The following is a 24,269-nucleotide window of genomic DNA, read 5'->3' as shown; positions in this document are numbered from 1 at the left end:
CCTGCTATTCAGGAACTCCCCATGCAACTGAACCGTGCGACAGGCTGGTTCGACGGCGTCACCCATTGCCCCTCGCCGAACTTCAACGCGCGCCCTGCAGGTGAGTCGATTTCCCTGCTGGTTATCCACAACATCAGCTTGCCGCCTGCCTGCTTTGGCACGGGCAATGTCCAGGCATTCTTCCAGAACCAGCTCGATCCCAAGGCGCACCCTTATTTCGAAGGCATCTGCCACCTGACGGTATCGGCGCACCTGTTCATCGAGCGCGATGGCGCCGTTACCCAGTTCGTGTCACTGCTCGATCGCGCCTGGCATGCGGGTGTGTCGTCGTTCGATGGGCGTGAAGGCTGCAACGACTTCTCCATCGGCATCGAGCTCGAAGGCACTGACGACCTACCGTACACCGATGCCCAGTACGCTGCATTGGAGCAACTGACGCGACAGATACGCCGCGCCTGGCCGGCCATCGACCTGGCACGGATCCAGGGTCACAGCGACATCGCGCCAGTACGCAAGACCGATCCAGGGCCGGCATTCGACTGGCCCCGCTACCGAAAAGCTGTCAAGGAAAACGAGGAGAACGCATGAGTTTTCTGGTGTTGGTGCTGGTGCTCTGGGTCGAGAAGTTTTCGGCCTTGCGTCATCGACTGCAGCGCGATGGCTTTTTCCTGGGAGAGCTGGTGCGCCTGGAGCGCAGCGGCAAGGTCCATCCCTGGTGGACGCTGGCCATTCTGGTGCTGGCACCGGTCATCCTGCTGACCCTGCTACTGCATGTGCTGGAGCCTGTGGCCTATGGCCTGCTGGCCATGCCGGTGCACCTGTTGGTGCTGATCTACAGTCTGGGCCGGGGAGATGCCAAGGCTGCGCTGGGGCCGTTTCGTGACGCCTGGCGCCGGGGCGACGAGCAGGCCGCGTTGCATGTGGCCGAGCGGGACCTGGGCCTGGTTGCCGAGGAGCCTCGGGCCTTGCTGGTGCAGGTTCAGGGGTATTTGCTGTGGCAGGCCTACCAAAGCTTCTTCGCAGTGATCTTCTGGTATTTCGTGCTCGGCCCCGCTGCCGCGCTGGCCTACCGCTTGTTGTCGCTGAGCATCGCGCACAGCGGTCAGCCCGCATTGAAGGCCAGCGCCGAGCGACTGCGACATGTCATGGATTGGCTGCCGGTGCGGATCATCGCCGTGAGCTTCGCCTTGGTGGGCAATTTCGTTGCCGTGATGCGTTTGATGCTGCACGAACTGTTGAACTGGCACATCAGTGCCGCGCACCTGGTGACCCGGGTGGGTCGAGTTGCCGACGACATTCCCGATGAGGAAGACAGTCAGCGTGGGCTTGGCCGTCTGGACAGCCTCTGGGAGCTGCTGTTGCGCACCGCCGTGTTGTGGTACGCGTGCTTCGCGCTGTGGACCGTGCTGGTTTGAGCCTGGAGGGGCCGGCTTGCACTGCGGCCCTGCCGCCATCGGTTAACCTTACTTTACAAACCTCCGATTCGATCTGCGTTATACCAGTGGCCTGGTGCTATCTCGCAGAACAATAAGAATCCATGGAGGTGACCTGTGAAGCGTTTGCTCTATCCGGCCATCGCATTGATGAATCGGCTGAGCTTCGGCCAGAAATTCAGCCTCATCAGTGTCCTGTTCTTCCTGCCCATGCTGGTGACCAGCTTTTATCTGGTCCGTGATGCCTACCAGCAATTCCAGTCCACTCGCGTCGAACTCGAGGGTATTTCACCCCTGGCTGGCAGCCTGGCGCTGCGAGGCGATCTGGAATCACTGGGCAACCTGTTGCAGATCAACGCGGTACTTGGCCAGTCGGGTCAGGCTGGAGACATCGAGTCACGCATCGCTGCGCTGCAGGACAGGGTCCAGGCGCAATTGCTTGCCTTGCAAGGCCATGACCCACTGCTGGAGGCCAAGCGCGAGGAGCTGTCGGCAGCCTTTGCCCAGGCCCGGGTGGAGTCCTCGCTGCAGAACAAGGTCGCGTTGTTCGACAAGCTGCTGGGCCTTGCCCAAGTGTTTGGCAAATTGCAGGTCAACCAGTCCGGCTTGGGCCAGGACGACCAGGCGTCGGTCCGTCAGCTGAGCGAGCTGGTAGGCACTGCTACGGCCCAGGTCACCCAGACCCTGGGCGAAGGCAGGGCCATGGGTGCCGTGGCGTTGGGCCGGGGCTTCATCGACTCTGCCGGCAGCGCTCGGTTCGAAGACCTGCTGCAACGTCTGGAGCGCCTGGCCGCCGACTATGCCATTCGCCTGGACGATGCACTGGCCGGGGACCAGGCCGTGAAGGCAGGCTTGGCAGGGGCCGCGCAGGCTAGCCAGGCCACGGTCAAGCAGGCGGCGGCATTGTTCGAGGAGCAGGTGGTGGTGGCCGAGACCCTGGATGCGCCTTGGGCGACGTTCTATCAACAAGTCAGCGACCTGATCGGCCAGACCTACCAGCTCAACGATGCCATTCTTGCCCAGTTGCAAGGGCAACTGCAGGCGCGCCTGAGCGAGCAGCGCCTACGTATGGTGGGCCTGGTCGGCGTGCTGGCGGGCGTCTTTGCGCTGATTCTCTATCTCTATGGTGGTTTCTTCGTCTCGACCAAGGCCACCTTGCGCAAGTTGGGCAGTGCCATGGACAAGGTCGCGGACGGTGACATGACGGTCAGCTTCCAGGCCCATAGCCGCGATGAACTGGGCGAGCTGGGCCAGGGCTTCAACGAAACCGTCAAGCGCATCCGGGGGTTGATCGACCAGGTGGGGCGCACCGTGGCTACGGTCGAGGAGCAGGCCGAGCAGGTGCTGGCTGTGTCGGCTCGCAGCAACCTGGCGGTCAGTGGTCAGCGTGAGCAGATCGAACAGGTGGCCACGGCGATGAACCAGATGAGCGCGACCGCCCTGGAAGTGGCGCGCAGTGCGGCGCTGGCAGCCGAGGGGGCGCAGCAGGTCAACCGTGAGAGTGCCAATGGCCGAGGCCTGGTGGAGCACCAGCAAGGCAGCATCGACCGTCTGGCGGCGGAAATCGACGAGACGGTATCGGCGATCAACCAACTGGCCGGCGACAGCCAGGCGATTGGCCGAGTGCTGGAGGTGATCCGCAGCATTGCCGAGCAGACCAACTTGCTGGCACTCAACGCCGCCATCGAGGCGGCCCGCGCCGGCGAGCAGGGCCGGGGCTTTGCCGTGGTCGCCGACGAAGTGCGCACGCTGGCCCGACGCACCCAGGACTCCACCGAAGAAATCGCGCTGATGATCCAGCGCCTGCAAGCCGGCGTGGCCGCTGCAGTCCAGGCGATGGGCAGCAGTCACCAAATGGCGTCGGGCACGGTGGATGAGGCACGCCAGGTACAGCAGGCGTTGGGCAATATCCTCGGCGCGGTTGGCGGGATCGTCGAGCAGAACCAGCAAATCGCAGCTGCCGTCGAGCAACAGACAGCGGTGGCCCATGACATCGACCAGAATATCGTGGCGATCAACCGGGCGGCGCAGGACACCACCCAGGGAGCCTGCCAGACCGAAGATGCCAGCCGGGCGCTGTCGGCACAGGTAATCGAGTTGAAGCGTTTGATCGGAGCTTTTCGGGTCTAGGTCGGTCCTGCGGGACCGCCCTCGCTTGGGTCGAGGGCAATGCCTGTGGGCGCCGGCTTGCCGGCGATAGGGCATTGCCGGCCACTACCAGCCAAACAATTCACTCGCATTGTGCGTGCTGACCTCGGCCAACCGCTGTACATCGATGCCAATCAACTCCGCCAAGGCCGCGGCGATCTCCGGCAAGTGCTCCGGGCTGTTACGCAGCCCTGGGAACATCACCGGCGCCATGTCGGGTGAGTCGGTTTCCAGCACCACACACTCCAGCGGCAGCCTCGGCAAGGTCTTGCGCAGCCTCAACGCCTGCGGCCAGGTGCCGGCGCCGCCCAACCCCAGCTTGAAGCCCAGCTTGATGTATTCGCGGGCCTCCTCGTAGCTGCCCGCGAACGCATGGATGATGCCTGCCCGCGCCGGCTTGTAGCGCTTGAGCGTGGCGATCACCTGCGCGTGGCTGCGGCGCACGTGCAGCAGGGCCGGCAGTTCGAAGTCGCAGGCCATCTGCAACTGCGCCTCGAACAGCGCCTGTTGCTGCGCCTTGTCCAGCGCCGGCAGGTAGTAGTCCAGGCCGAACTCGCCGACTGCGCACAACCGTGGATCGCCACGCAGGCGTTCCAGCCAGTCGCGCAATTGCGTCAGGTGCTCGGGACGGTGCTGGTCGAGGTAGACCGGGTGCAGGCCCAGGGCTGCGAACAAGCGTCGGTCACCACAGACCAGGTCCCATACCCGCTGGAAGTTGGCCTGATACACGCCCAGCACCACCATCCGCTCGACCCCGCGCGCTGCCGCATCGTCCAGCAGGCGCCGGCGGTCAGGGTCGAAATCGGGGAAGTCCAGGTGGGTGTGGGTGTCGATCAGGCGCATGGTCAGGCAGCCGCGATGCGTTGCTTGAAGGTGCGGCCTATGGCATGTACGCCAGGCTCGTAGCGCTTGTCCTCGATGGCGGCCAGGGCCAGCTCCAGGGCTGTGGCGGCGATCAGTGCGTGTTGCTGGGCCATGGCATTGACCGGCAGCGGCAGGAAGTCGAGCAACTGGTTGTCGCCGAAGGTGCCCAACTGCAGTTGGCGCGAATTGGCAGGGCGCGCTTGCAGCGCGTCGAACACGCCTTGCAGCAGCACGTAGGAGGTGGTTACCAGCGCATCGGGCAGGCCGCCCAGTTCGTCGGTCAGTTGCTGCATCAGGCGCTGCCCGCATTCCCGGCTGAAGGCTTCGCCCTGGTAACGGCGTACATCACCGCCGAAGCCTTGCAGGGCTTCATCGAAACCGCCGGCACGGGCCTGGCTGACCGACAGTTCGGGGCGTGCACCGATCAGGGCGATGCTGCGTGGGTGCGTGGCCAACAGGCTTTGGGCCAACTGTCGGCTGGCATCGCGATCGTCACTGATCACCGAGCAGAAATAGGCTGGATCCAGGCGCCGGTCGATGGCGATTACCGGCAGGCCTTTGTCCAGCAGCTCTCGGTAGCTTTCGTCGTGCGGCTCCAGGCAACTGGCGACGAACAGGGCGTCGCAGCGGCGGGCGCGGAACAGCTGCTGCAACTGACGTTCGCTATCAGGCTGGTCGTCGCTGCTGGCGATCAACAGCTGGTAGCCACGGGCGCGGGCGCCTTGCTCCAGCTGCTTGGCAATGCGGGCATAGCTGGGGTTTTCCAGATCCGGGAGAATGAAGCCAAGCGTGCGGGTATGGCGGCTGCGCAAGCCGGCAGCCTGGGGGTTGGGGGTGAAGCCGTGAGCCTCGACCACCGCACGTACCCGCTCGACCGTGGCGTTACTGATGCGCTGCTGTTCGGCCTTGCCGTTGATGACGTAACTGGCAGTGGTCACGGACACACCGGCCAGACGGGCGATATCGCTGAGTTTCACCGAGTTTTCCTTGTTATTACCGGGGCTGACCGCGAAGCCAGACCGGGTAGTTTGACCCAGGACAGGCACCGCGCGCAGACGACCATTGTCGCAATTGTCCGACAGGATGGGGCTTTTTCCTCGGCAGATTATCGAGTAACGTGGCCGCCTGGTCAGATTAATCGTTTCAGCAGGCAAATTTTCTGCCGGGGTCGTTGCCTGCGTCCGACTGTAGCACTGGTCGTTTTCGTGAATTTCACAACAATACCTCAGTACCCACCTGGGAACTGCAAAAGGAGAAGGTCATGCTCGAGCTCGCCAAAGAGCAGATAGCCATGGGCCAGAAGGCCGCCGACAAGGCCCAGGCCTTGCGCCTGTTGGCGGATCGGTTGGTCGCTGACGGCCTGGTCGCCGAAGGGTATCTGGAGGGGCTTCAGGCCCGCGAGGCGCAGGGGTCGACCTTCCTTGGCCAGGGCATTGCCATTCCCCACGGCACACCGCAGACCCGCGACCTGGTGTTCGCCACCGGCGTGCGCCTGCTGCAGTTTCCCGAAGGCGTGGACTGGGGCGATGGGCAGAGGGTTTACCTCGCCATCGGCATCGCGGCCCGCTCCGACGAGCACCTGCGCCTGCTGCAACTGCTGACCCGCGCGTTGGGCGAAACCGACCTGGCCGAGGCCCTGCGTCGGGCCAGTTCTGCCGAAGCGCTGCTCAAGTTGCTGCAGGGTGCTCCCCAGGCATTGGCGCTGGACGCCCAACTGGTCAGCCTGAACCTTGCTGCCGAAGACTTCGACGAACTGGCCTGGCGTGGCTCGCGCCTGCTGCAACGCGCCGGGTGTGTCGACAATGGCTTTGCCGCCGCGCTGCAACAGGCTGAGCCCTTGCCCTTGGGCGAAGGGTTGTGGTGGCTGCACAGCGAGCGTCAGGTGTTGCAGCCCGGCCTGGCCTTCATCACGCCCCAGCAGCCACTGCGCTACCGTGAGCAACCGCTCAACGGTCTGTTCTGCCTGGCCAGCCTTGGCGCCGCCCATCAGGCCTTGCTCGAACGCCTGTGCGAAGTGTTGATCGAGGGCCGTGGACAGATGCTCTACCAGGCCACCAGCAGCCGTGCCGTGCTCGAGGTGCTGGGCGGCGAGGTGCCGGCCGACTGGCCGAGCGTACGGGTGGTGCTGGCCAACCCCCATGGTCTGCACGCCCGCCCGGCCAAAGCGCTGGCGCAGCTTGCAAAGGGCTTCGAGGGGGAAATCAGGGTGCGTCTGCTGGACAGCGCGCAGCCAGCAGTATCGGTCAAGAGCCTGAGCAAGCTGCTGAGCCTAGGGGCGCGGCGAGGCCAGGCGCTCGAACTGATCGCCGAGCCTGGCATCGCCGCCGATGCGCTGCCGGTGTTGCTGGCCGCCATCGAGCAAGGCCTTGGCGAAGAGGTGGAGCCTCTGCCCAAATGTGTGGTGCCGGAGCCTATGGTAGAGGCCGACGCGCTTCAGCCTCCGCTGGCCGGTAGCCATATCCAGGGCGTCGGTGCTGCCCCAGGCATTGCCGCTGGCCCTGCGCACCTGTGTGTCGAGCGTGACATCGATTACCCCCTGCGCGGCGAATCGCCCGCCCAGGAGCGGGTGAAGCTGCGCCAAGCGCTGGAGGCGGTGAATGCTGAACTCCAGGCCTTGGTACAACGTAGCGAAAAGGCCATTGGCGAGATCTTCGTCACCCACCAGGAAATGCTCGCCGACCCCGCGCTGACCGACGATGTCGAACTGCGTCTGGCTCAGGGCGAAAGCGCCGCGGCTGCATGGATGGCGGTCATCGAAGCGGCTGCGCGCCAGCAGGAAGCGCTGCACGATGCCCTGCTCGCTGAGCGCGCGGCCGACCTGCGCGATATCGGTCGGCGGGTATTGGCCCAGCTGTGCGGCGTGCAGACCCAGGAGGCCCCGGAGCAACCCTACGTGCTGGTGATGGCCGAAGTTGGCCCATCCGATGTCGCCCGGCTGGACCCGGCCCGGGTCGCCGGTATCGTCACTGCGCACGGCGGGGCCACCGCTCATAGCGCGATTGTCGCCCGTGCCTTGGGCATTCCGGCGGTGGTGGGCGTGGGCGAGTCGATTCTGCTGCTGGCGCCTGGCACCGCGCTGCTGCTGGACGGCCAGCGTGGTTTGGTCAGCGTCGCGCCTGGCGCTGACGAGCTGCAACGTGCCCTGGCCGAACGCGACCTGCGCGAGCAGCGTTTGCAGGCGGCCTGGGCCAGTCGTCATGAGCCGGCGGTGACCCGCGACGGCCATGCCGTCGAAGTGTTCGCCAATATCGGTGAAAGCACGGGTATCGACAAGGTGGTGGATCAAGGCGCCGAAGGTGTCGGCCTGCTGCGTACCGAACTGATTTTCATGGCCCACCCCCAAGCACCCGACGTCGCCACCCAGGAGGCCGAGTACCGCCGCGTGCTCGACGGCCTGCAGGGTCGGCCACTGGTGGTGCGGACTCTCGATGTGGGAGGCGACAAACCGCTGCCTTACTGGCCCATCGCCGCGGAGGAGAACCCCTTCCTCGGTGTGCGCGGCGTGCGTCTGACCCTGCAACGGCCGCAGGTCATGGAAGAGCAGCTGCGCGCCCTGCTGCGTGCGGCCGATCAACGGCCGCTGCGGATCATGTTCCCGATGGTCGGCCAGATTCACGAATGGCGCGAAGCCCGGGCCATGGTCGAACGTCTGCGCGAGGAAATCCCGGTGGCAGACCTGCAGGTCGGAATCATGGTCGAGGTGCCTTCGGCGGCCTTGTTGGCCGCACAGCTGGCCCGTGAGGTGGATTTCTTCAGCATCGGCACCAACGACCTGACCCAGTACACCCTGGCCATCGACCGTGGCCATCCGAGCCTATCGGCCCAGGCAGATGGCCTGCACCCGGCGGTGTTGAGCCTGATCGACATGACCGTGCGCGCCGCCCATGCCGAGGGCAAGTGGGTGGGCGTGTGCGGCGAGCTGGCCGCGGACCCGCAGGCAGTCGCCGTGCTGCTCGGCCTGGACGTCGACGAGCTCAGCGTCGCGGCCCGCAGCATTGCAGAAGTCAAAGCCCTGGTTCGCCAGGCCGATCACCAGACGGCCCGCGCCCTGGCGCGCGAGGCCCTGCAACAAGACAGCGCCGCGGCGGTTCGCGCGCTGGTGGAGCGTTACTGAATGGCCAAGATCCTCACCCTGACCCTGAACCCGGCGCTGGACATCACAGTCAGCCTCGATGCCCTGCGTCCCGGCCACGTGAACCGCAGCCAGGCCCAGCAGAGTCATGCCGCCGGTAAAGGCCTGAACGTTGCCCAGGTGCTGGCTGACCTGGGGCACAGCGTCACGGTCGGCGGCTTCCTTGGCCGCGACAACCTCCAGGCCTTCGAAGCCCTGATCGAGAGGCGCGGTTTTACCGACTGCTTCGTACGCGTTCCAGGCGAAACCCGTAGCAACATCAAGCTGGTCGAGGCCGACGGCCGCGTGACCGATATCAACGGGCAGGGGCCTGAAGTCGACGAAGCGGCTCAGGAGGCCCTGCTGCGTGTGTTGGAGCAGGTGGCCCCCGGACAGGATGCCGTGGTGGTCGCAGGCAGCCTGCCGCGTGGAGTGAGCCCTGAGTGGTTCAACCAATTGCTCGTGCGCCTCAAGGGCCTGGGCCTGAAAGTCGCGCTCGACAGCAGCGGCGAAGCCCTGCGCGCCGGGCTGCGCAGCGCGCCGTGGCTGGTCAAGCCCAACACCGAGGAGTTGGGCGAAGTGCTTGGCCTGACCGTGGACAGTGCAGCGCAGCAGCGCGCGGCGGCCCTGCGCCTGCTGGCCGATGGCGTCGAGCATGTGGTGGTTTCCGATGGGGCGGAAGGGGTCCGTTGGTTCGCCGATAACCTCACGGTGCAGGCTCGACCGCCGAAAGTGCGGGTCGCCAGCACGGTGGGGGCGGGCGATTCCCTGGTAGCCGGCATGGTGCATGGCTTGCTGCAGAGCGAAGCGCCGACCGATACCTTGCGCCGGGCCACCGCGATTGCTGCCCAGGCCGTCACCCAGGTCGGCTTCGGCATTCGTGATCGCGAGCAGCTGGCTCGCCTGGAAGCGGGTGTGCAACTGACAGAACAACAAGAGGGTTGCCGATGAACATTGCCATTGTCACCGCTTGCCCCAACGGGCAGGTGTCGAGCGTGCTCAGTGCTCGCCTGCTGGCCGCGGCGGCTCAGCGCCGGGGCTGGAGCACCAGTGTCGAAGTACAGGACAGCGAACATCCCGAGCGACAACTGACGCCTGCACAGATCGCCGACGCCGACTGTGTGCTGGTGATCAGCACGGGCCCGGTCGATCTGGCTCGTTTCGTCGGCAAGCGCCTGTACCAGAGCACCCCATCCCAGGCGTTGGCCGACCGTGAGGGGTTCCTCGATGAAGCCGCGGCCAATGCGCAAGTGCTGAGGGCGTCTGCCACCAGCCCCACATCGGCAACTGCCGTTGCGCCGCGCATCGTGGCGATCACGGCCTGCCCGACTGGGGTAGCGCATACCTTCATGGCGGCCGAAGCCTTGCAACAGGCTGCCCAGCAGTTGGGTTACCAGCTGACCGTCGAGACCCAGGGTTCGGTGGGCGCGCGCAACCCGCTGTCCGCCGAAGCCATCGCCGAAGCCGATGTGGTGTTGCTGGCGGCCGACATCGAGGTGCCGACGGCACGCTTCGCCGGCAAGCGCATCTATCGTTGTGGCACCGGCACCGCCCTCAAGCAGGCCCGTGCCACGCTGGACAAGGCCCTGGCCGAAGGCAAGCTGGAGGGCGCCGCCGATGTCGCTGGTGCGCCGACTGCCGGCAAAGCCGAGAAAACGGGTATCTACAAGCACCTGCTGACCGGGGTGTCGTTCATGCTGCCGATGGTGGTGGCTGGCGGCTTGTTGATCGCGTTGTCGTTCGTCTTCGGTATCGAAGCCTATAAGGAACCAGGCACTTTGCCGGCTGCGTTGATGCAGATCGGGGGTGAGGCCGCGTTCAAGCTGATGGTGCCTTTGCTGGCCGGCTATATCGCCTGGTCGATTGCCGACCGCCCGGGGCTGGCCCCCGGCATGATCGGTGGCCTGCTGGCCAGCACCCTGGGGGCTGGGTTCATTGGCGGCATCGTCGCCGGTTTTCTCGCCGGCTACAGCGCCAAGGCCATTGCCCGCTGGGCGCGTCTGCCCAGCAGTCTCGATGCCCTCAAGCCGATTCTGATCATTCCGTTGCTGGCCAGCCTGTTCACTGGGCTGGTGATGATCTATGTGGTTGGCCAGCCGGTGGCGGCCATGCTCGAAGGCCTGACCCGCTTCCTCGACAGTATGGGCACCACCAATGCGATTCTTCTCGGGCTGTTGCTGGGCGGCATGATGTGCGTGGACCTTGGCGGCCCGATCAACAAGGCGGCCTACGCCTTCTCGGTGGGGCTGCTGGCTTCGTCCAGCTATGCACCGATGGCCGCGACCATGGCTGCCGGCATGGTGCCGCCGATTGGACTGGGCATCGCCAGCTTCCTCGCCCGGCGCAAGTTCGCCCAGAGCGAGCGTGAGGCCGGCAAGGCTGCGCTGGTACTAGGGCTTTGCTTCATTTCCGAAGGGGCCATCCCATTCGCTGCCAAAGACCCCTTGCGGGTGATTCCGGCGAGTATCGCAGGCGGTGCGTTGACCGGTGCCTTGTCGATGTATTTCGGGTGCAAGCTGATGGCACCGCATGGTGGGTTGTTCGTGCTGCTGATCCCTAATGCGATCAACCACGCGCTGCTCTACCTGCTGGCGATCGTGGCGGGCAGCCTGCTGACAGCGGTGGTGTATGCCGTGATCAAGAAGAGCGAGCGCGTGGAACTGGCGGTAGCGCCTGCCAAAGGCTAGGTATGCCCTGCAGGAGCCGGCTTGCCGGCGATGAGGCCGCGCAAGACAATCCAGAATCCCGCAGCATCGACGCTGCGGGGGCCTTATCGCCGGTGCTTCTGACGCAACGGCACCAGCAGGTCCATCAACCCGTTGTGGTCGATCTCGTGCATCAATGCCAGCAACCCGCCCAGCTCTCCAGTGGGAAACCCCTTGCGAGCGAACCAGGCCAAATAATCCCCAGGCAGGTCGGCGATGATCCGGCCCTGGTATTTGCCGAAGGGCATGGTACGGGTGACCAGTAGTTCGAGGGTTTCCGGTTTCATGGGCGCATCTGGCTGAGTAAAAGCGCAGACCATACTGCAATCTGCACGGGTGCCCAAGCGGCAATCATGCAGAACGCCGCTTCCAGTTCGTTTGCCTCATTAGATAACTTATTGATTTACAACGTTTTAACGATTCGTTGGCGCTTGGCATGAACGCTGCTCTGTTCCTAGGGACTTCCACCTGCCAAGGAGTTCATGCCATGAGCAACCCGAACAAAGACGTTATCAACGTGCTCAACGACCTGATCGAGTACAGCAAGGATGGCGAGAAAGGATTCAAGACGTCGGCTGAAGACGTGAAGAACCCTGAGCTCAAAGCCTTCTTCGTGCAGCGCGCAGGCGAATGCGCCTCGGCCGCCGCAGAGTTGCAGAGTGATGTGCGCCGCCTGGGTGGCGATCCGGAAACTTCCACCAGCATCAGCGGCGACCTGCACCGTGGCTGGGTCAACCTCAAGTCGATGGTCACCGGCAAGGATGAAGAAGCGGTGCTCAACGAAGTCGAGCGCGGTGAAGACCACGCCTTGAAGGCCTATAAGGAAGCCCGCGAAAAACTGGTCAAACTGGGCCGGGGCGCCAACGACCAGACCTACATGATCGTCGAGAAGCAACTCGAGGGTGTGCAGCGCAACCACGACCAGGTGAAGGCACTGCGCGACGCTGCTCGCGCACGTTCCTAAACCGCAGGCGCCTCGACCCGGTTACGGCCATTGGCCTTGGCCCGGTAGAGCGCCTCATCTGCCGCACCCAGCACGCTTGCCAGATCGTGCTGGGTGCCCGGCAGGTACAGGCCGATGCCAATGCTCACCGTCACCGAATGGGCATCGTCGGCAAAAGGTGCCAGTGCTTGCACGCTCGAACGGATGCGTTCGGCAAGAAGCTTGGCGCCGGCCAGGTCGGTCTCCGGCAGCACCACCTGGAACTCCTCCCCGCCATAGCGTGCCGCAAGGTCTGCCGGGCGCCGGATGCACTGTTCGATCGTCTTGGCCACTTCCCGTAGCGCATGGTCCCCGCCGGCATGGCCGTGACGTTGGTTGAAGGCCTTGAAGTGATCCACATCCACCATCAGCACCGCCAATGGCTGTCGATTTCGCTGGGCACGAGCCCATTCCTGACGCAGCACCTGGTCCAGGCGGCGGCGGTTGGCCAGTCCGGTCAGGCTGTCGGTGGCGGCCAGTGTCGCCAGGCCTTGTTCGGCTTCCTGGCGGCGGCGCAGCTCTCGGCCCAGCAACAGGCTCAGCCAGAGGATACCGATGCACAGCACACCGGTGGCACCGCTGACCAGAATCGCGGTGCGTCGCCAGGACTGGAACACCTCGTCGGCCGAGTGCACTACCAGCACGATCAATGGCAGGTCGGCAACACGTGCGAAGGTGTAGATACGGGGTGCGCCAGTGAAGCTGGAGCGGGCGGTGAAGCTGCCCCGGTGCTCACTGAGGATGCGCTTGAAGTTGGGGCTGTCGTTGACGTTGGTCCCGATCATCGGGTCCTGGGGGCGCGTCGGTTGTCTCGCCAGCAGTTGTCCGTCGGTGTTGATCAGGTTGATGCTACTGTCGTCGCCGATATCCAGTCGCCGGAACAGCTCGCTGAAGTACGACAGGCGCAGTGCGCCGGCAGCTACCCCAACGAACGCGTCGTCAGGCCCTGAAATACGTCGGCTGAAGCTGATGCACCAATCCAGGTCGCTGAGTTTGGACTTAAAGGGCGGGCCGACCAGCAACCCCAGATTGGGGTTATGCAGGTGGGCCTGAAAAATGCTGGTGTTGGCCAAGTTGGCCGTGCGTGGGACGGTGCTGGTGGAATCGCCCACTACGTTGCCTTGCTTGTCGAGCCAAAGCAGATCGCCGCGCTTGTGGTCGACGAAGGCGCCATTGAACAGCAGACGCTGGCGCAAGCTGGTGGGTATGTCCGGCAATTCCTTTCGGCTTACGGCCCAGATCAGGCCTTGCAAGGACTGATCGTAGAGCTCGACGTTGCGCAGGATATCGCTTTCGATGAGCTGGACGATGTTGTTGGACGAGCGAATGGCCGACAGCTCGACGCTGTCCCTTTCGCGTGCCAGCAGGTAGCTGACGATGGCCACGATAGCGAGCACGGCAAGGCAACTGGCCAGGTTCAGGATCAGTTCGGGGTGCGACCTGTAGAGTGCGATACGCGGAGATCGGGTGGGCATGCTCGCTACTGCTGAGGCAGGGGCCGTTATGCGGCGGCAGTATTCTAGGGAAGCGAGGATTGTCGGACAAGATTTGTCCGACGGAATTACCTGTGGGGGCTGTTTTTCAGCCCAAGTCGCCGGCCAACCGGCTCCTACTGAGCGTTTGCAACCCGGTAGTCGTCGGCTGGCTGGCGATCAATGCGTCAGAAGATGTTCACCGGGTAATCGACGATCACCCGCAGTTCATCGTTGTCACTGTTGCTGTCGATGGACGCATAGCCTTGGCTGCCACGGTGGGTGGCATAGCGCAGCAGTACCGACAGATCCTTCAGGTTGCCCTCCTGGAACACATACTTCACGTCCAGGTCACGTTCCCAGTGCATGGCGTTCTTGCCGTCCGCGCGGTAGTAGTCGTAGTGGGTCAGGTCCTTGTCAGCCTTGGTCAGGTCCGCTTCACCGCGCGAGTACGACAGTGACGACGTCAGGCCCGGTACACCCAGGCCTGCGAAGTCGTAGTTGTACTGCAGCTTCCAGGACTTCTCGTTGGGGGCGTTGAAGTCCGAGTACATACGCGAGTTGTCCAGGTAGATGCTGTCACCCAGGTTGATGTAGTCGAACGGCGTGTTGCCGTTGACCCGCTGGTAAGCGGCGGTGACGCTGTGGAACCCGGCGTTGACGGTGAAGTGCACGCTGTAGGTGTTGTTGTCGATCTTGCCCAGCAGCGCCTGGCCGGTGTCCTGGGTGTGGTAGAAGTGCACGCCTGGGTTCAGGCTGACCAGGTCGTTGACTACGTAGGTGTAGTCGAAGTCGGCGTAGTACTGGTTCCAGATGTCCTTCAGCTCTGCGGCATACAGGTTGGCGGTGATGTTCTCGGTGCCCGTCCAGGACGCGCCTGCCCAGTTCAGGTGCTTGCTCTCGTTGTCACCCAGCTTGCCGTAGTAGGTGTCGATGCGGCGGTGTCCGCTCTGGTTGTACGGCTTGGTGAAACTGGCCTGACCGGCTTCGAGCATCAGGCCATCGATGCTGTTGTTGGTCAGATGCACGCCGCGGAACGTCTGCGGCAGCATGCGGGTTTCACCGCCAGCGATCACCGGATTGGTAAGGAACAGGTCACCGGCCTTGAGCTCGGTGTCGAAAGCCTTGAGCTTGACGGCTGCACCTGCGGTCGAGAACGAGTGCGGCGCGGCACCCAGTTCGTCCTCGTTCTTGAAGTGCGTAGGCAGGATGCTGGTGCCGGCATGGCCGCCACCGCCATCGAGTTTCAGGCCCAGCATGGCATGGGCGTCGAGGCCGAAGCCGACGACACCCGGTGTGTAGCCGGACTCGAACCGGGCAACCGCGCCCTGGCCCCACTCACGGGTGTCACGCACGCCGGGGAGGTGGTTATCGCGGTTGAAGTAGGCGTTGCGGAAATGCAGGTTCAGCGAAGAACCCTCGATGAAGCCTTCAGCTTTGTCTTCATCGGCCTGGGCGGCGAAGGGAATCGTTGCGGCCAATGCAACGAATAACGGGGTAAGACGATACGCGGTAAGCACCGGTATGAGCTCCTTTGGTCTATCGGTGGGGCAGTTTTTATTTTTGAATGTGCAACTTTCTTATTAGTGACGCTTCGGCCGCGCTGATGGTTAAAGCACATAAAAAAAGCCGCTGAGCGATCAGCGGCTTTAAAAGGCTAACATACCGGCACGGGAGGTGCCCATGGCGTAGCCAAGGGAAATCGGAAACGGTGACAGCGACAACTCAGCTGTCGGCATTGGCGTCGACAGAAGCTTTGGAAGCTGTCTGCTTGGCGTCTTTCAGAGTGTCTGCCTTGTGTGCCACGGCTTCGCGAGCTTCTTGCTGAGCTGCGGCCAGTTGTGCGTTACGGGCGACGAAAGCCTGGGATTCTTCGGCCATGGCCAGGGGCGACAACAACAGGGAAGACAGGATGAAGACGCTGGCAATACCCATACTGTTGGACATTTTGAAACTACCTTCTTGCTTGGCAAGTGCTGATTGAGACAGGACTAAAGTTAGTCCTTTCAATGCCCGGGAAACAGTATCGGGTACGATAAGCACTGTTGCACAAAAAGTAATGATCGCCGCTGAACTGGCTTAGATTTTTGCCTCAAACCCGCGTAGTTGAGCGCTTGGAAGGCGAATGCCGAAGGTGTTGGCGCCGGCTTCGCTGCGCACGAAAACATCGCCGCCATGCATCAGGGCAATGGCCTTGACGATGGCCAGCCCCAGGCCGTGGTTGCCGCCGCCACTGTTGCTGCGCGCCGCGTCCACCCGGTAGAAGCGCTCGAACAGCAGCGGCAGGTGGGTACCCTCGATGGCGGGGCCGGGGTTGCTCACGGCGATGCTGACCTGTTCGGCGTCGGCAGCGATGTGCACCTGGATCACCTGCTTGGGCGCGGTATGCTGCACGGCATTGTTGATCAGGTTGATCAGTGCCCGGCGCAATTGGGCTTTCTCGATGGGCGCCTGGGCGTCGCCGCTGACGGTGACGCTGACCTGCGCGTCTTCAAGGATGTAGTCCAGGTAGTCCAAGGTGGTCGCCACCTCTTCGGCCAGCGAGGCCTGGGTCAGGGCCGTGGCCTTGCTGCCCTGGTCGGCGCTGGCCAGGAACAGCATGTCGTTGATGATGCTGCGCAGTCGCTCCAGCTCTTCGAGGTTCGATTGCAGCACTTCGAAGTAGTGCTCGGCGCTGCGACCACGGGTCAGGGCGACCTGGGTCTGGCCGATCAGGTTGGTCAGTGGCGAGCGCAATTCATGGGCGACGTCGGCGTTGAAGGCCTCGAGCCGCGAATACGCCTGGCTGACCCGGTCGAGCGCGGCATTGAAGGCGCCTGCGAATTGCGCCAGCTCAGGCGCCAGGTCGTGGGTTTGCAGGCGTCCGTCCAGACGTGGCGGCGCCAGCGCCTGGGCTTCGTTGGAGAGGGCCAGAAGCGGACGCAGGCCAATGCGCGCCACCCAGTAGCCCAGCAGCGAGGCCAACAGCACACCGAGCACGGCAAGACCAACGATGGCCACCAACAAGCTGTGCTGGGCCTGCCAGAAGGTTTCGGTATCGATGCCGATCAGAAAGCGCAACGCGGGGCGGCCCGCCAAAGGTGGGAGTTCGCTGACCAGCACTTTGTAGGGGTAGGGCCGATCGGGCAGGCGCAGCTCGCGCATACCCTGCGGCCCTTCGGCGAATGTGCGGATAAGCGCGTCCGGCTGGCCATACTCGAATGCCGGGGTTTGGCTGACCACCCAGAAGCGGATGCGCCGGTCTTCTTCGCTGAGCAGGTTGAGCTTGTTGGTGATCTTGGCCCAGTGCTCAGGGGTGCCATAGCGGTTGAGGGTCGACTCAAGCACGCTGAAACGCGCATCGAGCTCGGCAGCGGGCAGCAGGTCGAGGCTGCGATCGACCTGGCGGTACAACGCCGAGCCAATCAACAGGAACACGCCCATCGCCACCAGGATGAACAGCGCCGACAATCGCAGGGCGATGGAGTTAGCCGGCACGGTTTTCCAGGACATAGCCCATGCCTCGTATGGTGTGCAGCAGCTTGTTGTCGAACGGGCCGTCGAGTTTGGCGCGCAGGCGTTTTATCGCCACCTCGACCACATTGGCGTCGCTGTCGAAATTGATGTCCCAGACCAGTTCGGCAATGGCGGTCTTGGACAGGATCTCGCCCTGCCGCCGGGCCAGTACGCTGAGCAGCGAGAACTCCTTGGCGGTGAGGTCCAGGCGCTGGCCGGCACGGCTGGCCTTGCGCGCCATCAGGTCGATCCACAGGTCGCCGACCTGGACCTGCAAAGGTTCATGGCTGCTGCTGCGGCGGGTGAGGGCTTGCAGGCGAGCGACCAGTTCCAGAAACGAGAACGGTTTGCCCAGATAATCGTCGGCACCTTCGCGCAAGCCATGGATACGGTCCTCGACCCGTTCGCGAGCGGTCAGCATGATCACCGGCGTCTGCTTGCGCGCCCTCAGTGCACGCAGCACGCCATAGCCATCCAGGCCAGGCAGCATCACGTCGAGCACGATCACCGCGTAGTCGCCTTCCAGGGCCAGGTGCAGGCCGTCGATGCCGTCGCGTGCGAGGTCCACGGTGAAGCCCTGTTCGCTCAGGCCGCGATACAGGTAGTCGGCGGTTTTTTCTTCGTCTTCGATGATCAGCACACGCATGGTCTTGTCTCAAGTGGCACTGGGCGCAGCCGCCTGGATGGCCCGGCGGCGATGGAACAAGCGTTCCAGGGCCAAGTATATGACCGGGGTGGTGAACAGCGTCAGGGCCTGGCTCACCAACAGCCCGCCGACCACGGCGATGCCCAAGGGCTGGCGCAGCTCGGCGCCGGTACCGAAGCCGAACATCAGCGGTACGGCACCGAGCAGGGCGGCGAGGGTGGTCATGAGGATCGGCCGAAAGCGCGTCAGGCAGGCCTGGTGGATCGCCTGCTCGGGCGTGATGCCCTGCGTGCGCTGGGCGTCCAGCGCGAAGTCGATCAGCAGGATGCCGTTCTTCTTGACGATGCCGATCAGCAGCACCACGCCGATCAGTCCCATGATGCTGAAGTCCTGCCCCATGGCCCATAACAGGATCAGCGCGCCCAGGCCCGCCGATGGCAGGGTGGAAATGATGGTCAGGGGGTGGACCAGGCTCTCGTAGAGCACGCCCAGGATGATGTACACCGCCACCAGTGCTGCCAGAATCAGCCACGGCTGGCTCGACAGCGAGCTCTGGAAGGCTTGGGCCGCACCCTGGAAGTTGCCGCTGATCGAGTCGGGCATGCCGAGTTCGCGCTGGGTGCGCTCAAGGATCTGCACGGCATCGCCCAGGGCCACGCCTGGCGCCAGGTTGAACGACAGGTTGGCGGCCGGGAACAGGCCATCGTGGCTGATCGACAGCGGCCCGGTGCTGGGCGGGGCGACATGGGCCAGCGCCGACAGGGGGACCATTTCGTGGGTCAGCGGCGAGCGCAGGTAGAAGTAGTTCAGGCTTTCGGCCTTGCCTCGTTGGCGGGCGTCGAGTTCGAGAATCACCTTGTACTGGTTGGTCTCGGTCTGGAATTCACTGATCTGCCGCTGGCCGAAGGCATCGTACAGCGCCTGGTCGACGTCGGTGGTGGTCAGGCCAAAGCGCGCCGCGGCCTGGCGGTCGATGTCGATGCGGGTGACGCTGGCGCCCAATTGCAGATCGTTGGACAGGTCGCGCAGTGCCGGGTTTTCCCGCAGGCGGTCGGTCAGGCGCTGGGTCCATAGGTTCAAGGCCATGCCATCATTGCTCTTGAGCACGTACTGGTACTGGGTGCGGGAAGGGCCGGAGCTGAGGTTGATGTCTTGCCCGGCGCGCATGTACAGGACGATGCCAGGCACCTGGGCCAGCTTTGGCCGCAGCCTGTCGATCAGCTCGCTGGCGGAAACGTCACGTTCGCCACGGGGTTTCAGGGCGATCCAGAATCGGCCGTTGGCGATGGTCTGGTTGCTGCCGGTCACGCCGACGGAATGGGAGAACGCGCGCACGGCTGGGTCGGCTTCGATGATCCTGGCCAGTGCCTGGTGCTTCTCGATCATGGCCGGGTACGACACATCCGCCGCCGCCTCGGTGGTGCCTAGGATGAAACCGGTGTCCTGCAGTGGGAAGAAACCTTTGGGGATTGCCACGTATCCGGCCACTGCCAACGCCAGGGTGATGCCGAACACACCCAGGGTCAGGCGCTGGTGGGCCAGGGCATGGTCCAGGGCACGCGCGTACCGGCGCACCAGGCGCTCGCCAAGGCCGCCGTGTTGCTCGCGAGGCGGGCGGCGCATGAACAGCGCGCACAACGTGGGCGCCAGCGTCAGCGACACCACCACCGAGATCAGGATGGTGGCCGTCGCGGTAAGGGCGAACTCCTTGAACAACCGGCCGACCACACCGCCCATGAACAGCAGCGGAATGAACGCAGCGATCAGCGAGAAACTGATCGAGATCACGGTGAAGCCGATTTCCCCGGCACCTTTGAGCGCGGCGGTGCGACTGTCGTCGCCCGCTTCAAGGTGGCGGTGGATGTTCTCCACCACGACGATGGCATCGTCCACCACGAAGCCGACGGCAATGACGATGGCCACCAGGGTCAGGTTGTTCAGGCTGAAACCGAACACATACATCAATGCGCAACTGGCGATCAGCGACACCCCTAGCACACTGGACACCACAAGCGTCGCCGACCATTGCCGCAGGAACAACGCCATCACCCCGATCACCAACACCACGGCGATCAACAGGGTCAGCTCCACCTCGTGCAGCGAGGCGCGGATGGTCTGTGTCCGGTCCTGCAGCACCGAGACCTCGACCGACGCAGGCAGCATCTCCTGCAGCCTTGGCAGCGCTTCCAGCACCCGGTCGACAGTGTCGACGATATTGGCACCGGGCTGGCGGAACACCACCAGGTTCAGCCCTGGTTGCGCGCCGGACCAGGCTTTGACGTAGGCGTTTTCGGCGCCATGGATCACTTTCGCCACATCCTGCAGATACACCGGCGCGCCGTCGCGGTAGGAGACGATCAGCTTGGCGTAGTCCTGCGGGTGGAACAGCTGGTCGTTGGCGGCGAGGGTCGACACGCTGTGCTCGCCGTACAACGCGCCCTTGGCCAGGTTCAGGCTGGTTTGCTGGATGGCCTGGCGCAGGTCGGCGAGGGTCAGGCCGATGGCTGCGAGTTTCTCCGGCTGCGCCTGGACCCGTATTGCCGGGCGCAACTGCCCGGTGATGTTGATCAGACCGACGCCTTCGATCTGGCTCAACTGGCGGGCCAGCAGGGTTTCGGCATAGTCACTCAGGTCATTGCCTGGCATCTGCGAGGAGCTTACGGTCAGCACCAGAACGGGGCTGTCGGCTGGGTTGACCTTGCGCCAGGTCGGCGGGTTGGGCAGGTCCTGGGGCAGGCGTGCGGTGGCGGTGTTGATCGCCGCCTGCACTTCCTGGGCAGCGGTATCGATGTTTTTGTCGAGGGTGAACTGCAAGATCAGGTTGGTCGAACCCAGGGCGCTGCTGCTGGTCATCTGGGTCATGCCCGGAATGGCGCTGAACTGCACCTCCAGCGGCGTCGCCACCGACGATGCCATGGTTTCCGGGCTGGCGCCGGGTAACTGGGCGGTGACCTGGATGGTCGGGAAGTCCGCTTCCGGCAACGGTGCCACCGGCAAGCGCGGGAAGGCGATGGCGCCCAGCAGCACCAGGGCGAATGTCAGCAGCAGGGTGGCGATCGGGTGGTCGATGCACCAGGCCGAAACGCCATTGCGCGTATTCATGGCTGACTCCTGCGGTCGGCCATTGCCGACGCGGCAGGGGCGTCAGGGGTGACCTCGACCCGCGACCCCGGCTTAAGCCGTGACTGGCCATCGAGTACCAGGCGCTCACCGGGCTTGACCCCGGCAATGACGTTCAGCTCGCTGTCCTGGTATATCAGCTTGACCGGCACGCTGGTGACCTTGTCGCCGTCCAGGCGGTAGACAAAGTGCCCATCGACGCCACGTTGCACCACCGGAGGCGGCACCACCAGGGCGTTTTCGTCCACGGCGGTACGCAGGCGAATGGTGACCAGTTGTCCGGGCCACAGGCGGCCATCCTTATTGTCGAACTCGGCCTTGACCCGCACCGTGCCGGTGGTGGCGGAAATCTGGTTGTCGATCAGGGCCAGGTGGCCTTCGCCCAGCAGGTTGCGTTCGCCGTCGGCGTCCATGTAGGCCTGGACCAGAGCAGGGGCGGGGGCCTTGAGCAGGCGTTGCAGGGTCGGCAGCATGTGCTGCGGTAGGGAGAATTCGACGGCGATCGGGTCGATCTGGGTGACGCTGAACAGGCCTTGGGTGTCGCTGGTACGCACCAGGTTGCCAGGGTCGATGTTGCGAATACCGACTCGACCGGTCACCGGTGAGCGGATCTGGGTGTACGACAGCTGCACCTGGGCGTTGGCGATGGCCGCCTGGTTGCCCTTGACCGTAGCCTGTAACTGGTTGACCAGCGCCTGTTGCTGATCGAGCGTCTGTTTCGAAACGCCGTCATCGGCGCTCAACAGGCGGTAGCGCTTGAGATCGACGCCGGCCACTTGGATCTGCGCCTGGCTCTGGCCGAGCAGGGCGCGGGCCTGGTCCAGGCTGGCGCGAATCGCCCGGTCATCGAGGGTGGCCAGCAAGTCGCCTTGCTTCACCCATTGCCCCTCCTTGACCAGCACCTGGGTCAATACCCCCTCCACCTGGGGCCGCACTTCCACGCTGTGCAGCGACAGCACCGAGCCGATGGCACTGGCATAACGCGGCACGTCCTGCTGAACGACGCTGACCACCCGTACCGGAATCGCCGCCTGCGCACGTGGCCCGGGCGCTTGCTCGCGCTGGCCGAACCACAGGCCCAGCGCAGCCAGCGCCAGGAGCGCCACAGCGGCGAGAAAAAGAGAGCGGGACGGGCGTCGCATGGGGCAAGCACCTTGGCCAAGAGGGGTGGGAAACACGTGTCCGTAGTGAAGCTTATAGCCCCCTGACCGGGTCGGCAGCGTGACGCCTGGCTGACAGCGCCGACAGTTTCGGCTCGTTGGTGGCCAATTGCCAATATCCTGCGCTGGATCAATTCAACGCCGGTTTTTACCCCTAGAGTCGAATGCCCTGCCGATCTTCCCAACTACAACAACGAGTGCCTCCGATGAAGTGCAATTTGCCTGTTACCGGTCGCGAAGTGGATTACCCCGGCGATGCCAACATTCTTTCCACCACTGACCTGGACAGCCGTATCACCTATGCGAACCAGGATTTCGTGAAGGTCAGCGGGTTCTCCCATGATGAGTTGCTGGGCAATGCCCACCACATCGTCCGCCACCCGGACATGCCGCCCCAGGCTTTCGAGCAGATGTGGCAGACGCTCAAGGGCGGGCGTTCGTGGATGGGGCTGGTGAAGAACCGTTGCAAGAATGGCGATCATTACTGGGTCAGTGCATTCGTGTCGCCGATCAGCAGTGGCGGCCAGACCATCGAGTACCAATCGGTACGGACCAAGCCCAGCCCCGAGCTGGTCGCGGCGGCTGAGCGTTGCTATGCGCAGTTGCGCCAGGGCCGTGGCGGTTGGCGCCAGCGCATACCGGTGCTGGGGTTACGCAGCCGGCTGATGCTCAGCGTCGGCACGGTATTGGCGTCGGTGGCCGCGCTGGGCCATTGGGGCCTGGGTATAGGCGGCTTGCCCGCACTGCTGGAGTTGGGGCTGGCTGCAGTCTTGAGCGGCCTGGTGATCGTCGTCTTGCTACGCCCGTTCGAACGCCTGCGCGCACAGGCCCTGGCCATAGCCGACAACCCCTTGAGCCAGCAGTTGTACACCGGCCGACGTGATGACATCGGCCAGGTAGCTTTCGCCATGCGCATGCTCAAGGCCCAACTGGGCGCGGTGGTGGGGCGTATCGGCGACACCTCGACACGCCTGGCGGCCCATTCCGGCGCCTTGGTCGACGCCTTGCACACCAGTCATAGCCATAGCCTCGAGCAGCAAGGCGAAGCCGACCAGGTAGCCACGGCGATCCACCAGATGAGCGCCAGTGTTGCCCAGGTGGCGAGCAGCGCGCAGTTGGCAGCGGTGGCGGCGGATGAGGCCGAGGGCGAGACCCAGGCCGGGCATCGGTTGGTGGACCGTAACCGCAACGCCATCCAGGGTCTGGCCGGCGCGTTGGCCGAGGCCAGTCAGGTGATTCACCGGCTGGAAACCCACAGCAGCGAGATATCGGGTGTGCTCGATGTCATCCGCGGTATTGCCGAACAGACCAATTTGCTGGCATTGAACGCGGCGATAGAGGCGGCCCGAGCCGGCGAGCAAGGTCGGGGATTTGCCGTTGTGGCCGATGAAGTACGCAACCTCGCCAAGCGCACCGCGCAGTCGACCCATGAAATCCAGCGCATGATCGGTGCCCTCCAGGACGGCACCCGCGCCGCGGTAGAAGTGATGCAGCAAAGCAGCGAGCATGCCGGACACAGCGTCGAGCAGGCGCAACTGGCCAGCAGCGCCCTGGATGGCATCAGCGCCCGGGTCAACCAGATCAACGAGATGAGCTTGCAGATTGCCGCGGCGGTGGAGCAACAAAGCCAGGTCAGCGAGAGCATAAACCGCAATATCGTCAGTATTCGTCTGGCCAGTGAAGCGACGGTGGAGGTGGGGCAGCATAGCCACTCACGTGCCAGTGATGTGGCGTATTTGGCGCAGGACTTGCGGCGGTTGGCGGATGAGTTTTGGCGGCGTTGTCAGTAGGGGGATTGGGCGCCCCCATTTACATGCACCTCAGTTCTATCCAAAACGACTAGCTCCATATTTTTTGAGTCAACGCCTACACGTCGTGCAGATGTAGCTTTTACCTGGGTCGAGTTATCCAACGCCACTTGACCATCCGTTGGCGCGAGGGGCGCGGCGGCCAGGGTCCAGGCGTCGACTTCAAACATGGAGTCGTACAGCGCCACCTGGGCCAGTTGCTGGCGGGCCCGGGCATGATTGACCTCGGCGTCGAGGTTGCCGCTAGCGGCGTCCTTGAGCAGCCCGGCCAGCCCACCGAACAGTTGGCTGGCGGTCTGGCCGGCGGCTTCGAGCATGGCAGGCA

The 24,269-nt window shown here is 64.0% G+C and carries 18 protein-coding genes and 2 pseudogenes; 9 read left to right on the top strand and 11 right to left on the bottom strand.

Features of this window, described 5'->3' with window-relative positions:
• Window positions 1-21: 21 nt before the first annotated feature.
• The 4 genes and pseudogenes from ampD to H620_RS27805 all read left to right on the top strand — a co-directional run bounded on the left by ampD (window position 22) and on the right by H620_RS27805 (window position 3,563).
• Window positions 22-588 (top strand): 1,6-anhydro-N-acetylmuramyl-L-alanine amidase AmpD, encoded by a 567-nt coding sequence (gene ampD, locus H620_RS0112635; RefSeq protein WP_023382305.1) that lies wholly within the window; start codon window positions 22-24, stop codon window positions 586-588.
• Window positions 585-1,415 carry a regulatory signaling modulator protein AmpE gene (gene ampE, locus H620_RS0112630; protein ID WP_027907450.1) on the top strand — a complete coding sequence of 277 codons (831 nt, stop codon included), beginning with the start codon at window positions 585-587 and terminating at the stop codon, window positions 1,413-1,415. The genes ampD and ampE overlap by 4 nt, the downstream gene beginning before the upstream one ends.
• Before the next feature lie 168 nt (window positions 1,416-1,583).
• A pseudogene (locus tag H620_RS27810) lies at window positions 1,584-2,705 on the top strand (HAMP domain-containing protein); the annotation flags it as partial.
• Between the two features lie 144 nt (window positions 2,706-2,849).
• On the top strand, window positions 2,850-3,563 hold the full coding sequence (locus H620_RS27805; RefSeq protein WP_420876032.1) for a methyl-accepting chemotaxis protein: 714 nt from the start codon (window positions 2,850-2,852) through the stop codon (window positions 3,561-3,563).
• Between the two features lie 84 nt (window positions 3,564-3,647).
• Here the strand turns inward: H620_RS27805 and H620_RS0112620 are convergent, their stop codons facing one another.
• Both H620_RS0112620 and cra read right to left on the bottom strand, forming a co-directional pair.
• On the bottom strand, window positions 3,648-4,424 hold the full coding sequence (locus H620_RS0112620; protein WP_023382302.1) for a TatD family hydrolase: 777 nt from the start codon (window positions 4,422-4,424) through the stop codon (window positions 3,648-3,650).
• A 2-nt stretch (window positions 4,425-4,426) separates the two neighbouring features.
• Window positions 4,427-5,422 (bottom strand): catabolite repressor/activator, encoded by a 996-nt coding sequence (cra, locus tag H620_RS0112615; RefSeq protein ID WP_023382301.1) that lies wholly within the window; start codon window positions 5,420-5,422, stop codon window positions 4,427-4,429.
• A 284-nt stretch (window positions 5,423-5,706) separates the two neighbouring features.
• Here cra and ptsP point away from each other — a divergent pair, with 284 nt between their 5' ends.
• Genes ptsP through H620_RS0112600 form a run of 3 tightly spaced genes read left to right on the top strand, consistent with a single transcriptional unit; the run spans window position 5,707 to window position 11,243 of the window.
• Window positions 5,707-8,559, top strand: a complete 2,853-nt coding sequence (ptsP, locus tag H620_RS0112610) for a phosphoenolpyruvate--protein phosphotransferase (protein ID WP_023382300.1) — start codon at window positions 5,707-5,709, stop codon at window positions 8,557-8,559.
• A complete protein-coding gene (pfkB, locus tag H620_RS0112605; RefSeq protein WP_023382299.1) occupies window positions 8,560-9,507 on the top strand; it encodes a 1-phosphofructokinase in 948 nt (315 codons plus the stop codon).
• Complete coding sequence (locus H620_RS0112600) at window positions 9,504-11,243, top strand: PTS fructose-like transporter subunit IIB (protein ID WP_023382298.1); 1,740 nt, start codon at window positions 9,504-9,506, stop codon at window positions 11,241-11,243. The genes pfkB and H620_RS0112600 overlap by 4 nt, the downstream gene beginning before the upstream one ends.
• Before the next feature lie 83 nt (window positions 11,244-11,326).
• Here the strand turns inward: H620_RS0112600 and H620_RS0112595 are convergent, their stop codons facing one another.
• Entirely contained in the window at window positions 11,327-11,548 is a 222-nt protein-coding gene (locus H620_RS0112595) for a DUF3820 family protein (RefSeq protein ID WP_023382297.1), read from the bottom strand.
• Between the two features lie 200 nt (window positions 11,549-11,748).
• Between H620_RS0112595 and H620_RS0112590 the strand changes: the two genes are divergently transcribed.
• Complete coding sequence (locus tag H620_RS0112590) at window positions 11,749-12,225, top strand: ferritin-like domain-containing protein (RefSeq protein WP_023382296.1); 477 nt, start codon at window positions 11,749-11,751, stop codon at window positions 12,223-12,225.
• On the opposite strand, the gene H620_RS0112585 is transcribed toward H620_RS0112590, so the two are convergent.
• The 7 genes from H620_RS0112585 to H620_RS0112555 all read right to left on the bottom strand — a co-directional run bounded on the left by H620_RS0112585 (window position 12,222) and on the right by H620_RS0112555 (window position 22,118).
• Entirely contained in the window at window positions 12,222-13,718 is a 1,497-nt protein-coding gene (locus H620_RS0112585) for a sensor domain-containing diguanylate cyclase (RefSeq protein WP_023382295.1), read from the bottom strand. The two genes, H620_RS0112590 and H620_RS0112585, sit on opposite strands and share 4 nt — an antisense overlap.
• Before the next feature lie 185 nt (window positions 13,719-13,903).
• A complete protein-coding gene (locus H620_RS0112580) occupies window positions 13,904-15,235 on the bottom strand; it encodes an OprD family porin (protein ID WP_023382294.1) in 1,332 nt (443 codons plus the stop codon).
• Window positions 15,236-15,440: 205 nt separating this feature from the next.
• Window positions 15,441-15,662, bottom strand: a complete 222-nt coding sequence (locus H620_RS0112575; protein ID WP_023382293.1) for a hypothetical protein — start codon at window positions 15,660-15,662, stop codon at window positions 15,441-15,443.
• A gap of 132 nt (window positions 15,663-15,794) precedes the next feature.
• Complete coding sequence (locus H620_RS0112570) at window positions 15,795-17,207, bottom strand: heavy metal sensor histidine kinase (protein ID WP_023382291.1); 1,413 nt, start codon at window positions 17,205-17,207, stop codon at window positions 15,795-15,797.
• Window positions 17,182-17,856 carry a heavy metal response regulator transcription factor gene (locus H620_RS0112565; protein WP_023382289.1) on the bottom strand — a complete coding sequence of 225 codons (675 nt, stop codon included), beginning with the start codon at window positions 17,854-17,856 and terminating at the stop codon, window positions 17,182-17,184. The genes H620_RS0112570 and H620_RS0112565 overlap by 26 nt, the downstream gene beginning before the upstream one ends.
• Before the next feature lie 9 nt (window positions 17,857-17,865).
• Complete coding sequence (locus H620_RS0112560; RefSeq protein ID WP_027907448.1) at window positions 17,866-20,958, bottom strand: multidrug efflux RND transporter permease subunit; 3,093 nt, start codon at window positions 20,956-20,958, stop codon at window positions 17,866-17,868.
• Window positions 20,955-22,118, bottom strand: a complete 1,164-nt coding sequence (locus tag H620_RS0112555; protein ID WP_027907447.1) for an efflux RND transporter periplasmic adaptor subunit — start codon at window positions 22,116-22,118, stop codon at window positions 20,955-20,957. Before H620_RS0112555 ends, H620_RS0112560 begins: the two co-directional genes overlap by 4 nt.
• 224 nt (window positions 22,119-22,342) lie before the next feature.
• On the opposite strand from H620_RS0112555, the gene H620_RS0112550 reads away from it, so the two are divergent.
• Window positions 22,343-23,926 carry a methyl-accepting chemotaxis protein gene (locus tag H620_RS0112550; protein ID WP_027907446.1) on the top strand — a complete coding sequence of 528 codons (1,584 nt, stop codon included), beginning with the start codon at window positions 22,343-22,345 and terminating at the stop codon, window positions 23,924-23,926.
• On the opposite strand, the pseudogene H620_RS27095 reads toward H620_RS0112550, so the two are convergent.
• Window positions 23,920-24,269 (bottom strand): annotated as a pseudogene (locus tag H620_RS27095) (hypothetical protein); the annotation flags it as partial. The gene H620_RS0112550 and the pseudogene H620_RS27095 overlap by 7 nt on opposite strands.

The organism is Pseudomonas taiwanensis DSM 21245 (genome assembly GCF_000425785.1).
GTDB classification, from domain to species: Bacteria; Pseudomonadota; Gammaproteobacteria; order Pseudomonadales; family Pseudomonadaceae; genus Aquipseudomonas; species Aquipseudomonas taiwanensis.
This window is presented reverse-complemented; position numbering and strand designations above follow the sequence as displayed.

Bases quoted from the DNA above. Each gene is read 5' to 3' on its own strand.
- ampD (WP_023382305.1), top strand. From the start codon at position 22: ATGCAACTGAACCGTGCGACAGGCTGGTTCGACGGCGTCACCCATTGC.
- ampE (WP_027907450.1), top strand. From the start codon at position 585: ATGAGTTTTCTGGTGTTGGTGCTGGTGCTCTGGGTCGAGAAGTTTTCG.
- H620_RS27805 (WP_420876032.1), top strand. From the start codon at position 2,850: ATGAACCAGATGAGCGCGACCGCCCTGGAAGTGGCGCGCAGTGCGGCG.
- H620_RS0112620 (WP_023382302.1), bottom strand. From the start codon at position 4,424: ATGCGCCTGATCGACACCCACACCCACCTGGACTTCCCCGATTTCGAC.
- ptsP (WP_023382300.1), top strand. From the start codon at position 5,707: ATGCTCGAGCTCGCCAAAGAGCAGATAGCCATGGGCCAGAAGGCCGCC.
- pfkB (WP_023382299.1), top strand. From the start codon at position 8,560: ATGGCCAAGATCCTCACCCTGACCCTGAACCCGGCGCTGGACATCACA.
- H620_RS0112600 (WP_023382298.1), top strand. From the start codon at position 9,504: ATGAACATTGCCATTGTCACCGCTTGCCCCAACGGGCAGGTGTCGAGC.
- H620_RS0112595 (WP_023382297.1), bottom strand. From the start codon at position 11,548: ATGAAACCGGAAACCCTCGAACTACTGGTCACCCGTACCATGCCCTTC.
- H620_RS0112590 (WP_023382296.1), top strand. From the start codon at position 11,749: ATGAGCAACCCGAACAAAGACGTTATCAACGTGCTCAACGACCTGATC.
- H620_RS0112585 (WP_023382295.1), bottom strand. From the start codon at position 13,718: ATGCCCACCCGATCTCCGCGTATCGCACTCTACAGGTCGCACCCCGAA.
- H620_RS0112575 (WP_023382293.1), bottom strand. From the start codon at position 15,662: ATGTCCAACAGTATGGGTATTGCCAGCGTCTTCATCCTGTCTTCCCTG.
- H620_RS0112570 (WP_023382291.1), bottom strand. From the start codon at position 17,207: ATGTCCTGGAAAACCGTGCCGGCTAACTCCATCGCCCTGCGATTGTCG.
- H620_RS0112565 (WP_023382289.1), bottom strand. From the start codon at position 17,856: ATGCGTGTGCTGATCATCGAAGACGAAGAAAAAACCGCCGACTACCTG.
- H620_RS0112560 (WP_027907448.1), bottom strand. From the start codon at position 20,958: ATGAATACGCGCAATGGCGTTTCGGCCTGGTGCATCGACCACCCGATC.
- H620_RS0112555 (WP_027907447.1), bottom strand. From the start codon at position 22,118: ATGCGACGCCCGTCCCGCTCTCTTTTTCTCGCCGCTGTGGCGCTCCTG.
- H620_RS0112550 (WP_027907446.1), top strand. From the start codon at position 22,343: ATGAAGTGCAATTTGCCTGTTACCGGTCGCGAAGTGGATTACCCCGGC.